At 73.7% G+C, this 17,009-nt stretch carries 10 protein-coding genes; 3 read left to right on the plus strand and 7 right to left on the minus strand.

Annotated elements, in window-relative coordinates; translation table 11 throughout:
- The first annotated feature begins 379 nt into the window (after nucleotides 1-379).
- Nucleotides 380-3,490 (plus strand): CARDB domain-containing protein, encoded by a 3,111-nt coding sequence (locus ACIRPK_RS26090; RefSeq protein ID WP_403042321.1) that lies wholly within the window; start codon nucleotides 380-382, stop codon nucleotides 3,488-3,490.
- Nucleotides 3,491-3,524: 34 nt separating this feature from the next.
- Here the strand turns inward: ACIRPK_RS26090 and ACIRPK_RS26095 are convergent, their stop codons facing one another.
- From ACIRPK_RS26095 to ACIRPK_RS26110, 4 genes are all read right to left on the minus strand, one after another.
- Nucleotides 3,525-4,211 carry a response regulator gene (locus ACIRPK_RS26095; protein ID WP_403042322.1) on the minus strand — a complete coding sequence of 229 codons (687 nt, stop codon included), beginning with the start codon at nucleotides 4,209-4,211 and terminating at the stop codon, nucleotides 3,525-3,527.
- The gene (locus ACIRPK_RS26100) at nucleotides 4,208-5,443 is read right to left on the minus strand and encodes a sensor histidine kinase (protein ID WP_403042325.1); all 1,236 of its coding nucleotides are present in this window, start codon (nucleotides 5,441-5,443) and stop codon (nucleotides 4,208-4,210) included. Before ACIRPK_RS26100 ends, ACIRPK_RS26095 begins: the two co-directional genes overlap by 4 nt.
- A 110-nt stretch (nucleotides 5,444-5,553) precedes the next feature.
- A complete protein-coding gene (locus tag ACIRPK_RS26105) occupies nucleotides 5,554-7,770 on the minus strand; it encodes an MMPL family transporter (RefSeq protein ID WP_403042327.1) in 2,217 nt (738 codons plus the stop codon).
- 181 nt (nucleotides 7,771-7,951) lie between these two features.
- Complete coding sequence (locus ACIRPK_RS26110) at nucleotides 7,952-8,974, minus strand: LacI family DNA-binding transcriptional regulator (protein WP_403042329.1); 1,023 nt, start codon at nucleotides 8,972-8,974, stop codon at nucleotides 7,952-7,954.
- 271 nt (nucleotides 8,975-9,245) lie between these two features.
- Between ACIRPK_RS26110 and ACIRPK_RS26115 the strand changes: the two genes are divergently transcribed.
- On the plus strand, nucleotides 9,246-13,439 hold the full coding sequence (locus ACIRPK_RS26115) for an NEW3 domain-containing protein (protein ID WP_403042332.1): 4,194 nt from the start codon (nucleotides 9,246-9,248) through the stop codon (nucleotides 13,437-13,439).
- On the plus strand, nucleotides 13,436-14,143 hold the full coding sequence (locus tag ACIRPK_RS26120) for a hypothetical protein (RefSeq protein WP_403042335.1): 708 nt from the start codon (nucleotides 13,436-13,438) through the stop codon (nucleotides 14,141-14,143). The genes ACIRPK_RS26115 and ACIRPK_RS26120 overlap by 4 nt, the downstream gene beginning before the upstream one ends.
- A 16-nt stretch (nucleotides 14,144-14,159) precedes the next feature.
- On the opposite strand, the gene ACIRPK_RS26125 is transcribed toward ACIRPK_RS26120, so the two are convergent.
- The 3 genes from ACIRPK_RS26125 to ACIRPK_RS26135 are packed head-to-tail and all read right to left on the minus strand — an operon-like array spanning nucleotide 14,160 to nucleotide 16,908.
- Entirely contained in the window at nucleotides 14,160-14,843 is a 684-nt protein-coding gene (locus ACIRPK_RS26125; protein WP_403042337.1) for an AIM24 family protein, read from the minus strand.
- A 24-nt stretch (nucleotides 14,844-14,867) separates the two neighbouring features.
- A complete protein-coding gene (locus tag ACIRPK_RS26130) occupies nucleotides 14,868-15,560 on the minus strand; it encodes an AIM24 family protein (RefSeq protein WP_403042339.1) in 693 nt (230 codons plus the stop codon).
- A gap of 16 nt (nucleotides 15,561-15,576) precedes the next feature.
- Nucleotides 15,577-16,908, minus strand: a complete 1,332-nt coding sequence (locus tag ACIRPK_RS26135; RefSeq protein ID WP_403042342.1) for a TerD family protein — start codon at nucleotides 16,906-16,908, stop codon at nucleotides 15,577-15,579.
- Between the last annotated feature and the right edge of the window lie 101 nt (nucleotides 16,909-17,009).

The following is a 17,009-nucleotide window of genomic DNA, read 5'->3' on the forward strand; positions in this document are numbered from 1 at the left end:
AAAGTTGCACACGTGTCATGGAACACGGTCTACCGGATCAGGCCGTACCGCGAGGACAACTTCCCAGAATGATCACAACCGAATACGCACCCTAGGGGCTGTCGTCGAACTCCCGCGTCGCCCGGAGGGCGGGCCTGCGGCGTCCGGTGCGTGCTCTCGGCGTGCCGGGCTGGGTGGTACCTGGGCTTCCGTCCGGCGCGGCGAGAGTGCGTGCCAGGCGTCGTGGGGCAGGCGGGAGTCTGACCACAGGCCCTAGGTCCACTGGGCCGGACGGGGCATCCTCGGGACTCGTTCGAGTGCAGACCGTGTCCCGCGCGGGGGTGCCCGTTCCCGCGTGTCACGCTCCGTCACCGAACCGGGTTCAGGAGGAGGAAGCGGCATGCTGAACAGAGCGCGACGACATCTGGCCGGAGTGACCACGGCCGGCCTGATCTCCGGTCTGCTGACCGGCCTGCTGCTCACCCCGCCCCCTGCCACGGCGGCGCCCCCCGTTCCGCTGGGTCTCACCGTCACGGTCAGCATGGACTGGTTCGAACGGTTCGAGGTGCCGGACGGCGGGATCGACGAGGAGGGCGAGTTCTACCCGGAGGTCGTCATCGGCGACGGCCCCGTGCAGAAGGGGGCGATCGTCTCCGACGACGCCTTCCACCCGAGCAGCGTCCGCGAGCACTGGGTGTTCAGCCGGCACGTCGACCTCCCGGTCGGCCAGACCTCGCTCAGCCTCACCGTCGGCATCAAGGACGAGGACGGCGGCCTCGGCTTCGGCGACGACCGGATGGACATCAGCCCCGTCAACCAGGACGTCGAACTCGACCTCACCTACAACGTGCTCACCGACACCTGGTTCGGCGACACCATCGGACACGGTCCCGGCCTGGACGCGCCGTGCACCGACCGCGACGGCAGACCATCGGGCCAGACCTGTGCGGTGGGCGACGGCGACCCCAACTTCCCGGAGGACGGCGACGGCAAGCGGGCCGAGCTCGGCCTGACGATCACCAGCAGCGAGCACAGCGACGCCGACCAGGACGGCATCGCCGACCGGGACGAGGGCTACGGCATCCGCAACCCCGACAACTCCGTCGCAGTCGACCTCCCGGCGTTCGGCGCCGACCCGCTGCACAAGGACCTGTTCGTCGAACTCGACTACACCCCCGGCACGGCACCGACCCACGAGTCGCTGGAGTCGGTGAAGCGCGCCTTCGAGCTCGCGCCACTGCCCAACCCGAAGGGCGGCAACGGCATCAGACTGCACGTCGACTCCGGCGGCCGGTACGACCGGGGCGCGATGGAGGGGCCGCCGAAGGGCACCTGCAACGACGGCGTCGACAACGACGGCTTCGACGGCATCGACGGCGCGGACCCGAACTGCGCCGACCGCGACCTCGGGGTGGAGGACTTCCGGGCCACCTGCGACAACGGCCTCGACGACGACGGGGACGGCCTGGTCGACGCCGTCGACCCGGACTGCCTGGCGGGCGAGAACCTCGGCGGCGGCACCGCCGTCCCGGCCCTGGACAACTGCGGCCTCGACGCCACCTTCCTGCAGACCCGGCAGGACCGGCACGCCGCTCTCCGGCAGCGCGCGTTCAACTACGTGGTCTACACGACGAGTCACGTCGACTCCGACGGGACCGGGCCGGACGTGGACTGCGGTATCGGCGGGCAGGGCGGCGGGACGAACATCGTGCTCTACCGCGACGACGCCGGCACACTGATGCACGAACTCGGCCACAACCTCGGCCTCGCCCACGGCGGTGACGAGACGCACAACTGCAAGCCCAACTACGTCAGCGTGATGAACTACGACGTCCAGTCGGGCATCCCGCGCACCGGCGGTGGGGTGATCGTCGACTTCTCGCCCGCGCGGATCGCCCTGGACGGCTCCCGACGCGGCCGGGCCCCGCTGGACCTCCTGACGGAGAACGACCTCCACGAGAACCGCGCCCTCGACCTGACCGACGGCGTCAACAACTTCGTCTTCATGGACGACGCGGGGGTCAAGCGCCGAACCCCGCTGGACCAGTTCCCGGACTGGAACGGCGACAACCCCACCGGCTACGGCGACGACGGCGCCACCACGATGTCCGTCAACATCGACGCCGCGGGCCCGGACGACTGCAAGAACACCACCAAGGACAGCTCCCTGCACGGGTTCGACGACTGGAAGCTCGTGCAGACCCACCTGCCGAACCGCTTCCCGAAGCCGGGCAGCGCGGCGCCGGAGACCGAGTCCCCGACCCTGCCGACCAAGGAGCAGGCGGCCCGCATCCGGGCCGCGTACAACACCACCGACCTGTCCGTCACGCTCACCGACGCGCCCGACCCGGTGGTCGCGGGCCGGAGCCTGACCTGGACCGTCACCGTGTCCAACCACGGTCCCAACCCGTCCACCTCGACCCAGGTCACCACCACGCTCCCGGCCGAGGTCACCAACGCCGTCGCCGGCGTGCCCTGCACCACCGCCGGGTCCACCGTCACCTGCAACCTGTCCGAGGTGGGGCTCGGGGCGACCAGGCAGTACACCATCACGGCCGACGTCCCGGCCGACCTGGTGCACCGCAACGGCGGCCCGAAGACCCTCACCGCGAGCTCGACCGTCGCCAACCTGGCCGGTCCTGACGTCCGCACCGCCGACAACACCGCCAGCACCGACACCAAGGTGGTCGCGGTCGCGGACCTCGCCCTGACCGACCTCGCCGTCCGGCAGCCGCCCACCCAGATCGTGATCGGCCAGGCGATCGACGTGACGCTGCGCGCCACGGTGGCCAACCTCGGTCCTTCGAGCCCGATGGACGCCTCGGTGCGCACCGAGGCGTCCTCGGACGCGGGCGGCTCGGTCACCCCGGGGACGGTCACCACGACCGCCCCCGCCCTGGCGGTCGGCAGCCCGCAGACCACCGACCACACCTTCACCGTCGGCTGCGCCCAACCCGGTGCGCACACCTACCGGTTCACCGGCGCCGTCGCGCCGGCCCGGCCCGACGACACCGACCCGGGCGCGGACAACAACGGGCGTTCGACGGAGTTCACCCTGGACTGTGTCGTCCCGGTGGCCGTCGTGATCGAACCCGAGCGCGCGGTGAACCCGATCCTGGTGCCGCACGGCATCACCGTCACCGCGATCCTCACCACCAGGGCGGGGGAGTACGGGCTCCCGCTGGCGTTCGACGCCACCGCCGTCCAGCCGCTCACCGCCCGTTTCGGCCCCCGCGACCTGGTCTACAGCGGGTCGGGCGGCAGCACCGAGTGGCACCGCGAGGGGCACTTCGCGAACGTGGCCGAGCGGACCGAGAACGTCTTCGAGGCGTTCCGGGACGACGACACCGACCTGCTGCTGCACTTCGACGTCGAGCGCTCGGGTCTGCGGCCGGGGGACACCGAGGCCTGCGTGAAGGGTTCCTACACCGATCGGGCGAGCGGGCGGACCTACCGGTTCTTCGGCTGCGACGCGGTGCGGGTCCGCCCCTTCGCGGCGCCCCGGAGCTGAGTGCCCGGGCCGGTGATCGGACGCGGCCGTCCGATCACCGGCCGGGGTCGGCCGGCGGGTCCACCCGGACCAGGCCGGACCGGTAGGCGATGGCGACCAGTTGGGCGCGGTGGCGGGCGCCGAGCTTGGTCATGGTGCGTTGCACGTGGGTGCGGACGGTCAGCGGGCTGACGTACATCCGCTCGGCGATCTCGTCGTTCGACAGGCCCTCGGCCACCTGGGTCATCACCTCGCGCTCACGGGCGGTGAGTACGTCGAGGGCGGGCGGCGGGGTGGCGGGGTCGGTCTCGGGGTGGGCCAGGAAGCGGTCGATCAGGGCCCGGGTGGCGGTGGGGGAGAGCAGGGTGTCCCCGGCGGCCACCGTGCGGATGGCGCCGAGGAGTTCCTCGGGGCCGACGTCCTTGCCGAGGAAGCCGCTGGCGCCCGCGCGCAGGGCCCGGGCCACGTACGCGTCGATCTCGAAGGTGGTCAGGATCAGCACCCGGGTGCCGGTGAGGGCCGGGTCGCGGCAGATCTCCTCGGTGGCGGCCAGGCCGTCCAGCACCGGCATCCGGATGTCCATCACCACCACGTCGGGACGGGTCTCCCGGGCCAGTTCGACCGCCGCCCGGCCGTCGCCCGCGACGCCGACCACCGCCATGTCGGCGCAGGACTCGATCAGCAGCCGGAAGGTCCCGGCCAGCAGGGCCTGGTCGTCGGCCAGCAGTACCCGGATGGTCACCGTGCGGTCCTCTCCTCGTGCTCCCCGTCGCCCGGGCCGGGCTCGGACTCGCCGGTCTCCAGTGGCAGTTCGGTGGTGACCTCGAAGCCGCCGTCCGAGCTGCGGCCGGCCAGCAGGCGGCCGCCGACCGACTGGGCCCGCTCCCGCATGCCGATCAGACCGTAACCCGGGGTGCCGGCCGGCGCGGCCGGGCGGCCGTCGTCGGCGACGGTCACGGTCAGCAGCCGCCGGGTGTAGGCCAGCCGGACCGAGGCGGTCGAGGTGCCCGCGTGCTTGGTCACGTTGGTCAGCGCCTCCTGGACGATCCGATAGGCCGTCAGGTCCACGCCGGGGGAGAGCGGGCGCTGCTCGCCCGACCTGTGCACCGCCACGGTCAGCCCGGCACCCTCGAACGCGGCCAGCAGATCCGGGAGTTGGGCCAGCCCGGGAGCGGGCTCCAAGGGGGCCTCGGGGTCGTCCGAGCGCCGCAGCAGGCCGACCGTGGCCTTGAGCTCGCGCAGCGCGGCTGAGGTGGTGCCGGCCAGGCCGTCCAGCATCTGCTGGGCCTGTTCGGGCTTGCTGCGCAGCAGGTAGGCGGCGGTGGCCGCCTGGGCGTGGGCCAGCGCGATGTGGTGCGCGACGATGTCGTGCAGCTCGCGGGCGATCCGCATCCGCTCCTCGCCGACCCGGCGCTGGGCCTCGTCCTCCCGGGTGCGCTCGGCGAGTTCGGCCCGGGCCTCGACGGCGGCCACGTAGTCGCGCCGGCTGCGGACCGAGTCGGCGATGGCGCCGGAGAGCAGGATCCAGGCGACCAGCCCGATCCGGTTGGCGGTCAGGATCGAGCCGGAGCCGGGGAGCACGGAGGCGGCGAACAGGAGGCCGGCCACCGCGACGGTGTACAGCATGGCCGTCCGGCGGTCGGTCCGCATCGCCATCGAGTAGAGGGCGGCCAGTGCGGCGCCGGAGGTGAACGGCGAGGGCTGGAAGCCGATCGGGTCGGCGAGCACGCTGATCGCGCCACCGCAGGCGGTGGTCGCCGCCACCACGGCGTGCGGGTGGGTGCGGTGCCAGAGCAGGGTGACCGAGGCGGCGGCGGCGATCAGGGCGACGGCGGGCGACGGGGCCCGGACGATCCGGGGCTCGGCGACCGCCATGCTGCTGGCCAGCAGGGCCAGGCCCCAGAGCACCACGGCCAGCGTCACGTCGACGGTGCGGGGGTGCCGGCGGAGCCACGGGCGCCAGGCGATGATCATGCGGTCTCCCTCCCGGTCGGTTGCGTCCATGATCGCCGACCCGGGGTCCCGGGTCGGACAGCGACATCGGGAGGCCGCCGCCGGGTTCGGCGGCGGCCTCCCACGGGCCGTCAGACGTGGACGGCCGGACGTTCGGCCGGGACGGGCGCCGGGGTCGGCGCGGGTGCGGCGCCGCTCAGCGACTCGCCCTCCACGTCCACCCGGGGAATGACCCGGTCCAGCCACTTCGGCAGCCACCAGGCCCGGCCGCCGAGCAGTGCGAGCACCGCCGGGACGATGGTCATCCGGACCACGAAGGCGTCCAGGAAGACGGCCGAGGCCAGGCCGAGCCCCATCATCTTGATCATCGACTCGCTCATCCCGATGAAGCCGGAGAACACCGCGATCATGATGACGGCGGCGGCCACCACCACCCGGGCGCTGTGCCGGAAGCCGGTGACGATCGCCTGGGTGGGCCGCTCGCCGTGCACGTACGCCTCGCGCATCCGGGTCACCAGGAAGACCTCGTAGTCCATCGCCAGGCCGAACACCACGCCGATCAGGAAGATCGGCATCATGCTCATCACCGGCCCGGTCTGCTCGACCCCCAGCAGGCCGGCCAGCCAGCCCCACTGGAAGACCGCGACGATCACGCCGAAGGCCGCCGCGACCGAGAGCAGGAAGCCGAGCGCCGCCTTGAGCGGGACCAGCACCGAGCGGAACACCACCATCAGCAGCAGCACGGCCAGGCCGACCACCAGCGCCAGGTAGGGCAGCAGCGCGTCGGAGACCTTCTGCGAGATGTCGATGTTCACCGCGGTGGTGCCGGTGACCAGGACGGTCGCGCCGGTGTCGGCGCGCAGCCCGGCGGCCTCGCCCCGGATGGTGTGCACCAGGTCCTTGGTGTCGGTGGTGCTCGGGCCGGTGGCGGGCACGGCGGTGAGCAGCGCGGTGTCCCCGGCGGGGTTGAAGGCGGCCGGTGAGACGGACACCACGCCCTCGGTGGCGGCCAGCTGCCGGGCCGCCTCGGCGACGGCGCCCTTCGGGTCGGCGGCGCCCTTGGCGTCCACCACCACGGTGAGCGGCCCGTTGAAGCCGGGGCCGAAGCCGTCTGCCAGGGCGTCGTAGGCCCGGCGCTGGGTGGAGGAGGTGGGCTGCGACTCGGCGCCCGGCATCCCGAGGTCGAGCGAGAGCGCCGGTACGGCGAGCACGCCGAGCCCGAGCACGCCGAACACCAGGACCGCGACCGGACGGCGCGTCACGAACCGGGCCCAGCGGGTGCCGCCGTTCGGCTTGGCGGTGGTGGTGGCGGGGGTGCCGGCCCGGGGGGCCGTGGAGCGGCGGGCGGCCCGGGGCAGGACGGCCTTCCGGAAGAAGCCGAGCAGTGCGGGCAGCAGGGTCAGCGCGATCACCACGGCGACCAGGACGGTGCCCGCTGCCGCCATGCCCATGCTGGTCAGGGCCGGGATGCCGACCACCGAGAGCCCGGCCAGCGCGATGAAGACGGTCAGGCCGGCGAAGACCACCGCCGAGCCGGCCGTACCGACGGCCCGGCCGACCGCCTCCTCCGGTTGGTGGCCGTCGGCCCGTTCGGTCCGGTAGCGGGAGACGATGAAGAGCGCGTAGTCGATGCCGACCGCGAGGCCGAGCATCAGCGCCAGCGTGGTGGTGGTGCTGGACATGCCGATCGCGACGATCGCGGTGACGCCGACGCCGATGCCGATCAGCGCGGTGAGCAGCGGCAGCCCGGCGGCCGCCAGCGAGCCGAAGGTGATCAGCAGCACGACCGCGGCGGCGGCGATGCCGACCAGTTCGGTGACGCCGCCCGCCTCGGGCCCGGCCTGCAGCGCCGTGCCGCCGAGCTCGACGGTCAGGCCCGCGTCCTGGCCGCTCCTGACGGCGTCCTTGAGGGTGTCGGTGGTGCTCCCGGCGAGTTCGGTGCTCTTCGCGTCGTAGGAGACGGTGGCGTAGGCGGTGCTGCCGTCCTTGCTGACGGCGTGCGTGACGAACGGGTCGAGCACGCTCTTGACCTGCGCGCTGCCGGTCAGCCGGCCGACCACCTGCTCGACCGCGGCCTTGTTGGCGGTCGCGGTGATCTGCTGGCCCTGGGGGGCGACGAACACGATCCTGGCGTCGGCGCCGTCCGAACTGGCCCCGGGGAAGCGCTCGTTGAGCAGGTCGAAAGCCTGCTGCGACTGGGTGCCCGGCATCGCGAAGCCGTCGTCCTCGGCGGCGGGGGCCTTGGCCGCGGCGAACGCGAAGGCGGCCAGCAGCGCCACCCAGAGCAGGACGACGAACCGTCGCCGCCGGAACGAGAACCGGCCGAGCCGGTAGAGAAAGGTGGCCACGGAGAAGGGCGCTCCAGTCTGGATCGGCAGTGGGCGGCGGGGGTGCCGCAGGATGCCTCAATCCTTCGTGCTGGAGCGGCTCACGTCGTCCTCCGCCGGCAGACAGTTGGGCGTACTGCCGCTGCAGTACGTGCCCCGGCCGGCTACCGCGCCGGCAGCAGGCCCGGTCCGGTCGCCGCCGTCACTCCGGGCGCGGCGCGGCGGTGCTCTCCCGGACGGTCAGCCGGGGGGTGGGGTTCTTCAGGTCGTGCACCGCGCCGGGGTCGGCGATGGCCGCCAGCATGGTCCGGGCGACCTGCTCGCCGAGGGCGAAGGTGTCCCGGGACAGCGCGGTGAGCGGCGGGTGGACGATCCGGGTGAGGGTCGAGTCGTCGAAGGAGACGATCGACAGCTCACCGGGCACCGCCACCCCCATCTCGGTCGCGACGCCGAGCCCGGCCACCGCCATCACGTCGCTGTCGTAGATGATCGCGGTGGGCCGGCGGCTGCGGGTGAGCAGTGCCCGGGTGGCCGCCGCGCCCTCGGCGTCGCTGAAGTCGGTGGGCACCGAGAGGGCCTCGGTCAGGCCGAGTCGCTTCGCGCTGTCGCGCAGGGCGCGGATCCGGCGCTGGGTGTGCTGGAAGGCGGGCAGGCCGGCCAGGTGGGCGATCCGCCGGTGGCCGAGCGCGGCCAGGTAGTCGACGGTGGAGACCATCGCCTCCCGGTCGTCGGCCCAGACGCTCGGCAGGGTGCCGTGCCGGCCGGGGCCGCCGAGCACCAGCGCGGGCACACCGAGCTGCTCCAGCACCGGGACCCGGGGGTCGCGGACCTGGAGGTCGACCACCACGAAGCCGTCCACCCGGTGTTCGGAGGACCAGCGCCGGTAGACCTCGATCTCGGCGGCGGTGTCCTCGACCACCATCAGCTGGAGGGCGGTGGAGCTGGCGGACAGTCCCGCCTGGAGACCGGAGAGCAGTTGGGCGAAGAACGGTTCGACGCCGATGGTGCGGGCCGGGCGGGCCAGCACCAGGCCGACCGCCCCGGCCTTGGCGCCGCCGAGCGCGCGGGCGGCGCTGTGCGGACGCCAGTTCATCTCCTCGGCGATCCGCAGGATCCGCCGGCGGGTCTCCTCGCTGACCCCGGGCCGCCCGTTGAGGGCGAACGAGACGGCGCCCTTGGACACCCCGGCCTGCCGGGCGATGTCCGCGATGGTCGGTCTTGCCATGGGGCGCCCCCCTCTCCTACGACCCGTCGAAAACCTGGTCGGAGCATAGTGCACGCCCGATCGACCGGTTTACCGATCCCGCTGGTCAGAACACTTGCTGAGAGCACGTCAGATGGAGCGCGGGAGCGGTCACCCGAACGGTCTCTTGACACCCTAACTAAATCGGTTTAGGTTCGCCGTGCCGATGCCCGGCCACCGGGCCCGAGCCCGAGTCCGTCGGCCGTACCCAGCACCGCAGTCGCCCCCGGCAAGATCCGCAGGAGGGAACCCCGTGCCGGTCACCGTCACCGCCGTCGAGAGCACCGACCTGTTCACCGGCAGCGAGGCCGAACCCCGGCAGGTCCTGCGGGTCACCCTGGCCGGGCCGCCGACCGCGATCACCGTCAGCGGCCCGGGAGTCCGGGGCGAGGCGGCTGGCACCGGCACCGTCGAGGTCCCGCTCCGGGTCACCGACCCCGTCCCCGGCGAGCGCCGCCCGGTCACCGTCCGCGCGGGCCGGGCCGAGGTGGCGGCCGAGCTGCTGGTCGCCGAGCCCGGCTGGACGATGTACCTGGTCTCGCACTTCCACTACGACCCGGTCTGGTGGAACACCCAGGCCGCCTACACCTCGCCCTGGGAACTGCTCTCCGGCGACGCCACCACCCGGCCGCTCTGGGAGCGGAACGGCTTCGCCCTGGTGGACGCCCACCTGGAGCTGGCGCTGCGCGACCCGGTGTACCGGTTCGTGCTGGCCGAGGTCGACTACCTCAAGCCCTACTTCGACCAGCACCCGGAGCGGCGGGCCCAGTTGCGGGCGCTGCTGGAGCGCGGGCAGGTCGAGCTGGTCGGCGGCACCTACAACGAGCCGAACACCAACCTGACCGGCGCCGAGACCACCATCCGCAACATCGTCCACGGTATCGGGTACCAGCGCGACATCCTCGGCGGCGACCCGCGAACCGCCTGGCAGCTGGACGTGTTCGGCCACGACCCGCAGTTCCCCGGCCACCTGGCCGACGCCGGGCTGACCGGCAGCGCCTGGGCCCGGGGGCCGTTCCACCAGTGGGGCCCGATCCAGAAGAACTTCCGGGCGGGCAAGGACGACGCCACCGTGATGCAGTTCCCGAGCGAGTTCGAGTGGATCGCGCCCTCGGGCCGGGGCGTGCTGACCCACTTCATGCCGCACCACTACTCGGCCGGCTGGTGGATGGACTCCGCGCCCGACCTGGCCGCCGCCGAGCAGGCGGTGTACGAGCTGTACCGCAAGCTCAAGCCGGTCGGCGCGACCAGGAACCTGCTGCTGCCGGTCGGCACCGACTACACCCCGCCGAACAAGTGGGTCACCGAGATCCACCGCTCCTGGGCCGCCAAGTACGTCTGGCCCCGGTTCGTCTGCGGCACCCCGCGCGACTTCCTCACCGCCGTCCGGGCCGAGTCCGCCGCCACCGGCCGCCGGCCCAGCCCGCAGACCCGCGACATGAACCCGGTCTACACCGGCAAGGACGTCTCGTACATCGACACCAAGCAGGCCCAACGGGCGGGCGAGGTCGCGGCGTTGGACGCCGAGAAGCTCGCCACCCTGGCCGCCCTGCAGGGGCTCGGCGGCTACCCCGGGGCGGCGCTCGACAAAGTCTGGCGCCAACTCGCCTACGGCGCCCACCACGACGCGATCACCGGCTCCGAGTCCGACCAGGTCTACCTCGACCTGCTCGGCGGCTGGCGGGAGGCGCACGACCTGGCCGCCGAGGTCCGCGACCGGGCCCTGGACGCCCTGGTCGGCACCGTCGACACCCGGGGCCCCGGCACCGCCGTGCTGGTCACCAACACGCTCTCCTTCGAGCGCTCGGGCCCGGTCGCCGTCCGGCTCCCCGGGGGTGCCCCGGCGGCGGTCCGGATCGTCGACGACACCGGCGCCCCGGTGCCCTGCGCGGTGGACCGGGGCACGCTGTACTTCCACGCGGACGCCGTGCCCGCCCTCGGTTGGCGCAGCTGGCGGGCGGTGGCCGGCACCCCCGAGGCGCTCTGGACGGCCGCCGACGGCGTCACCGCCGCCAACGGGCGCTACCGGGTCACCGCCGACCCGGCCCGGGGCGGCGCGCTGAGCAGCATTCAGGACCTCCGCTCCGGACGGGAGTTGCTGCGGCCCGGCCGGCTCGGCAACGAGCTGCGGGTCTACCAGGAGTACCCGCAGCACCCCGACTTCGGCGAAGGCCCCTGGCACCTGCTCCCCAAGGGCCCGGTGCTCGGCTCGGGCGGGGTCACGGCGGTGACCCGCCGGGAGACCGGCCCGCTCGGCGAACGGCTGGTCAGCCACGGCACGGTGGACGGCATCCGGTACGAGCAGACCGTCACCCTGTGGCACGGCCAGGACCGGATCGACTGCCGGACCAGGGTGCTGGACCACGGCTCCGCCGACCGCCTGCTGCGTCTGCGGTTCGCCCTGGACCTGCCCGGCGCCCTGCCGGTGAGCGAGGTCGCGGACGCCGTGGTCGGCCGGGGCTTCGCGCTGCCCGACGTGGACGTGGCCGAGGCGCCCTGGACGCTCGACAACCCCGCCAACACCTGGTTCGGCCTGGGCTCCACCGCCCGGGTCACCCTGACCGGCCCGGACGGCACCCCGCTCGGTGACCGGGCCCTCGGCGTGGCCGAGGTGGTGGTCCCCGACCTCGACCGGGCGGCCGACGCCCGCGAGCTGGTGGTGGCACTGGCCCGGGTGGGCGTCACCGCGACCACCGCGAGCGCCGACTGGTCCCGCTACGGCTGGCTCGACGTGGACTCCAACCTGCCGGACTTCCGGGTCCTGCTCGGCGGTCCCGAAGTCAACGACGCCACCCGGCAGTTGCTGGCCGAGGCGGGCGAGGAGTACGCGGCCGTACTGAAGGCGCACGGCCGGGTCTGGATCCCCGCCGACCGCCCGCTGCGCGAGGTCTGGGGGCCGGACGCCGACCTGCGCGGGCTGCGCACCCTCCCCGCGCTGGTGGTCACCGACCCCGAGGCGCTGACGGCGGACCTGGCGGACGCCCGCGTCGGCGCCGTCTGCCTGGGTGAGCCGCCCGCGAGCGAGCGGCTCACCGACCACACCGCCGCCCTGCTCACCTACGGCCTGCCCGGCTTCGCGGTGGACCCGGGCGGCGCCCTGCACCTCTCGCTGCTGCGGTCCTGCACCGGCTGGCCGTCCGGCGTCTGGATCGACCCGCCCCGGCGCACCGCCCCCGACGGCTCCTCCTTCCAACTCCAGCACTGGACCCACGACTTCAGCTACGCCCTGGTCAGCGGCGACGGCGACTGGCGGGCGCTCGCGCTGCCCTCGCAGGGGCAGGAGTTCAACCACCCGCTGCTCACCAGGCTCGCCCCCGCGCAGGACGGCCCGCTGCCCGCCCGGCACTCCTGGCTGCGGGTCAGCCCCGAACGCGAGGTCCGGCTGAGCACCCTCAAACCGACCGGCAACCCGATCGCGCACGGCTCGGCCGCCGCCACCGACCCGGCCGCCGGAGTCACCCTGCGGCTGGTCGAGTCCACCGGCCTGGGCCGGACGGCCACGCTGGACGGTGCCCTCCGGCTCACGGCCCTGCACCGGGCCGACCTGCTGGAACGGCCGCTGGAACCGACGGGGGATCAGATCCCGCTGGACGGCGCGGGGATCGTCACCCTGACCGCCCGTCCGGTGGAGGCCCGCGCCGGCGGCGCGCCGCTCGGCCCGGTCGCCGAGGCGGCCCAGCCCGTGCACGCCCGCTACTGGCTGCACAACCGGGGCCCCGCGCCGATGGGTTACCTGCCGGTCTCGGTCGGCCTGGCCCCCGGCCTGCTGCGCACCGACGGCGCGCCGGTCGAGCTGTCCGCCGTGCTCGCCTCGCACCTGGTGGACGCCGAGGTGGAGGGGACCGCCGAGATCCTGCCGCCCGACGGCTGGCAGGTCGACCTGCGCCGCCGACCGTACCGGCTGCTGCCCGGCGGGCACCTCCGGTTCCCGGTCACGCTCGCCCCGCCCGCCGGGGCCGGGCCCGGTCTGTACTTCGTCGCGGTCCGGACCGGGTACCTCGGCCAGCAGGTCGAGGACGTGGCCACCGTCGCGCTCGGCGCGCTGCCCGAGCTGCTCCCGGTGCCGGGCCCGGTCCCGGAGGACTGGCCGCAGGCCCAGGGCACCAAGGCCGACACCGGCCGGCCCACCGGGCTCACCGTCGCGACGGCGGCGACCACGATCAGGGTCGAGCCCGGCGGCCGGGCCGTGCTCCCGCTGCTGCTCGGCAACCGGACCAGGGGCGAGATCCACGGCGAGCTCCAGGCCGTCTCCCCGTGGGGGAGCTGGGAGACCGTCCGGACGCCGGTGCGCGGCTTTCGGGTGGCGGCGGGGGCGAGTGAGCGGGTGCTGTTCGAACTGGCGCCGCCGGCCGATCTCGACCCGGGCCGGTACTGGCTGGTCGCCAAGGTGATGTGGTTCGGCCGCTGCCAGTACGCGCCGACCGTCGAGCTGGTGGTGGAGCCGTGACGGCCGGTCAGCCGGGCGCCCTGCTCGGCCTGTTGGACGGCCGGCCGCTGCCGCGGACCGAGCTGGACCGGCGACTGGCCGCCCTGCGGGCCGGGCCCCGGGCCACCGCGCTGCCGAGCCCCGGCAGCGCCGAGGACCGTCAACTCACCCGCTGGGTGGCGCAGGTGGTGCTGACCGAGGAGCTGTGCGCCGCCGAGGCGGCGGCCCGGGGCCTGGACCCGGGCGCCGCGCCGCCGGTGCGGCTGGACCAGCGGGCGGCCGTCGAGCTGGGGTCGATCGCCGCCGCCGCGTTCGAGGGCAGTGCGGCCGTCCGGGCGGTGTACCGGGCGGTCACGGCGGCGGTGACCGCGCCCGACCCCGGCCCCGGCCCGGTGCTCGGGCGGCCGGTGGCCGAGTGCTGGCAACTGACCGGCCCGGACGGTGACTTCGAAGCCGACCCGGCCACCCTGCCCGCCGGGTTGGTCCGGGCCCTCCGGGCCGCCGGGCCGGGCCGGACGGTCACGGTCGGCCCCTGGACGGCGGCGCTGGCCGGGCGTCGGCCCGCGCCGCCGGCACCGGACCGGAGCGCCGAACTGCTGGACTGCGCACGGCGGATCGCCTTCGTCCGCTGGCTCGACGGAGCCCGGGCCGGACGGCTGACCCTGGTGCCGGGCCTGGAACACCCGGGGGACCCGGCACAGCCCGACAACCACCACCGGCACTGAGCCAGGCCGGCTCGGCTCAGCCGCGCGGCACCCGCTGCGGCGGCAGCAGCTCGTTGGGCTGGACGATCACGTACCCCTGGCCGGTGAAGGACAGCTCCCAGCCCTCGGTCGCGGTGCCCCGGCGGCGCCAGGCCTCGGTGTTGCTGCTCTGCGCCTGGAGCTGGACCTCGAGCCCGGAGGACCAGCCGACCACCGCGTCCGCGTCGCCGTAGACGTACTGGCCGGGCTCCACCGGCAGCACCAGCGGGCGGCCGGAGGTCATCAGCACCAGGCTGCCGGTGCCGGAGAACTCCAGGGCGCGCGAGCCGACCCCGGCGATCCGGTCGCCGTTCTCGACGGCCACCGCGTGCCAGTTCAGCGTGGCGTCGAGCGCGAGCACGTAGGTGTTGGTGATCACCATCTTCTCGCCGTTCAACGCCAGCACGTGCAGGTGCTGGGCCAGGTTGGCGAGATAGGCGGTGCCGGTGCCCGAGCAGTGCATCAGGTCGAGCACGTCGGCCTCGCGCCGCCGGCTCCGCCGGTTGCCGGACGGCGGCGTCCAGGCGGCGTAGGCGATCCTGCCGACGTGCGCGACCATCGCGCCGCTGCGCGCCAGCACTTCGGAGGTGCCGTCCAGCACCACCCGCAGCAGCTGCGGGTTCTGCAGACCGAAACGGTCGGTGCTGGTGCCGGCGGTGTGCGCCAGGAGGGGGCTCTGCACGGAAGGGCTCCTCGAACTCGGTTCTCAGCCGCGGATCTTGAGACGGTCGGCGGTGTCCTCGCTGGGCTGCACGACGACGAAGCCCGCGCCCTGGAAACCCAGCTGCACGGCCTCACCGCTGCCCCGGCCGACCAGGGCACCGAGCTTCATGGACCGGCGGGCCCGCACGTCGAGACCGGTGGTCCAGGCGACCAGCGCGTCCGGGTCGACGTAGGTGTCGGCCTCGGCGCAGTCGAGCACCACCGGGACGCCGCGGGAGGTGACCGAGACCCAGCCGGTGCCGGTGACCTTGACGTTGTACAGGCCGGTGCCGGCCAGCGCGGCCACGCCCTTCACCTTCTCCACCGTGCACTGCAGGGTGGCGTCCAGGGCGAGCAGGTGGGAGCCGTTCACCGACAGGCTCTCGTTGTCCAGGTGCAGGTTGAGCACGTCCGCGCCCATGTCGGCGAGGTAGAGCGCACCGTCGCCGGACCAGCGCAGCAGCGGGCTGCGCTCACCCGACGCCCACTCACCGAGCGCCCGGCGGAAGGTCTGCGACACCGCCTCGTACTGGAGGAAGCCGTCGTAGGCCACCATCGCGCCCGCCTTGGCGTACACGTCGGTGGTGGCGGTCACCGCGACCCGGCAGATCGCCTTGCCGTGGTTGGTCATCCGGGTCGCGGTGTCGGCCGGCCGGTGGCCGCCGAGCCCGTTGCCCGCGAGGAACTGTGCCTGCATGACTCCCCCTCGGTCCTCAGACCTCGAACGGCTGGACGACGACGAAGTTCCCCGGCGCACCGCGGAACTGGAGACTGTGCGATTCGGCCGCGTGCCCGACGTACGCGGAGCGGCGGATCCGCACCGGCGCGGTGGTGATCACCTGCGCGCCCCGGGACCAGGCCACCAGGGCCTGGATGTCGACGAAGGTCTCCGGCGCGGGGGTGACCGGCAGCACCACCGGGATGCCGTTGGTCTTCACCACCACCATCCCGTGCCCGCTGAGCTGGAGGGTGAAGAAGCCCCCGTTCGGCAGGCCCTCGCCCTCGATCCGGCGCACCTCGTACTCCAGGCCCGCGTCGAAGGCCAGCAGCCGGTCCGAGCCGACGCAGAGCGAGTCGCCCTCCAGCCGGACCAGGTGCAGGTCGCAGGCCTCGTCGGCGAGGAAGACCTGCCCCTCGCCGGAGACCCGCATCAGCTTGAGCGGCTGGCCGGTCAGGTTGCCGACCAGCTTCTTCAGGGCACCGGACGCCTCGTACGCGAAGTCGGCCTTGCCCTGGTAGGCGACCATGCTGCCCTGGAGCGCGAGCACGTCCTGACCCTTGGTCAGGGTGACCCGCACCAGGTTGTCGTTCTGCTGCACCCAACCCGAGCTCTCCGGCAGCTCGGTGTACTTGGTCAGCGAGACCTTGACGCCGACCGGGACGGGCTCGGCGACCCGGTCCTGCGGGACGGGGGCCGGGACCGGCACCGCGACCAGGGTGGCGTCCGGCGCCGGGGCCTGCGCGGGAACGGGAACGGGGGTGGGTGCGGCTACGGCCGGGGGCGGCTCGGGGTCGTCGAGGACCTCGCCGCCGAAGTTCTCCAGCAGCGCCTGCAGCCCCCCGTCGAAGCCCTGCCCGACGGCGGCGAACCGCCACTCGCCGCCCCGCCGGTAGACGTCGGCGAGCATCACGGCCCGCTCGGTGGAGAACTCCCGGCCGGTGAAGCTGTACCGGCCGACCTCCGCGCCGTCGGCCACGATCCGGACGTAGCCCGAGGCCACCTGGGACATCTGCCCGGCGCCGTCGATGGTGGCCGTCAGCGCCAACTTGTGGACGCTCTCCGGCACCTGGGGCAGCGCCACCGCGAAGGACTCGGAGTCGCCCTCCCGCGCACCGAGCAGCCGGATCGACTGCTCGGGGCTGTTCGGCTGGTTGAAGAAGACGAAGTAGCGGTCGTCGCTCAGCCGTTCCTCGGCGTCGAGCCCGAAGCAGCTGATGTCGAAGGTGAGCCCGGGCCCGGCGATGTGCACACCGAGGTAGAGGTCGGTACTCGAGGTGAGCTCACTGACCCGTACCCGGGACGCCTTGGCGAGTTCTCTGGACACGGCGCGGACCGGCCCCCTTCCGGACGGCTTGCTGATCTCCGGACCCTATCCCAGCCGGACCACCGGGAGCAGCCCTGGGTGAGGGCGGTTTGCCCCGGGGA

This window comes from Kitasatospora sp. NPDC101801, from assembly GCF_044766665.1.
In the GTDB taxonomy this organism is placed as follows: Bacteria; Actinomycetota; Actinomycetes; order Streptomycetales; family Streptomycetaceae; genus Kitasatospora.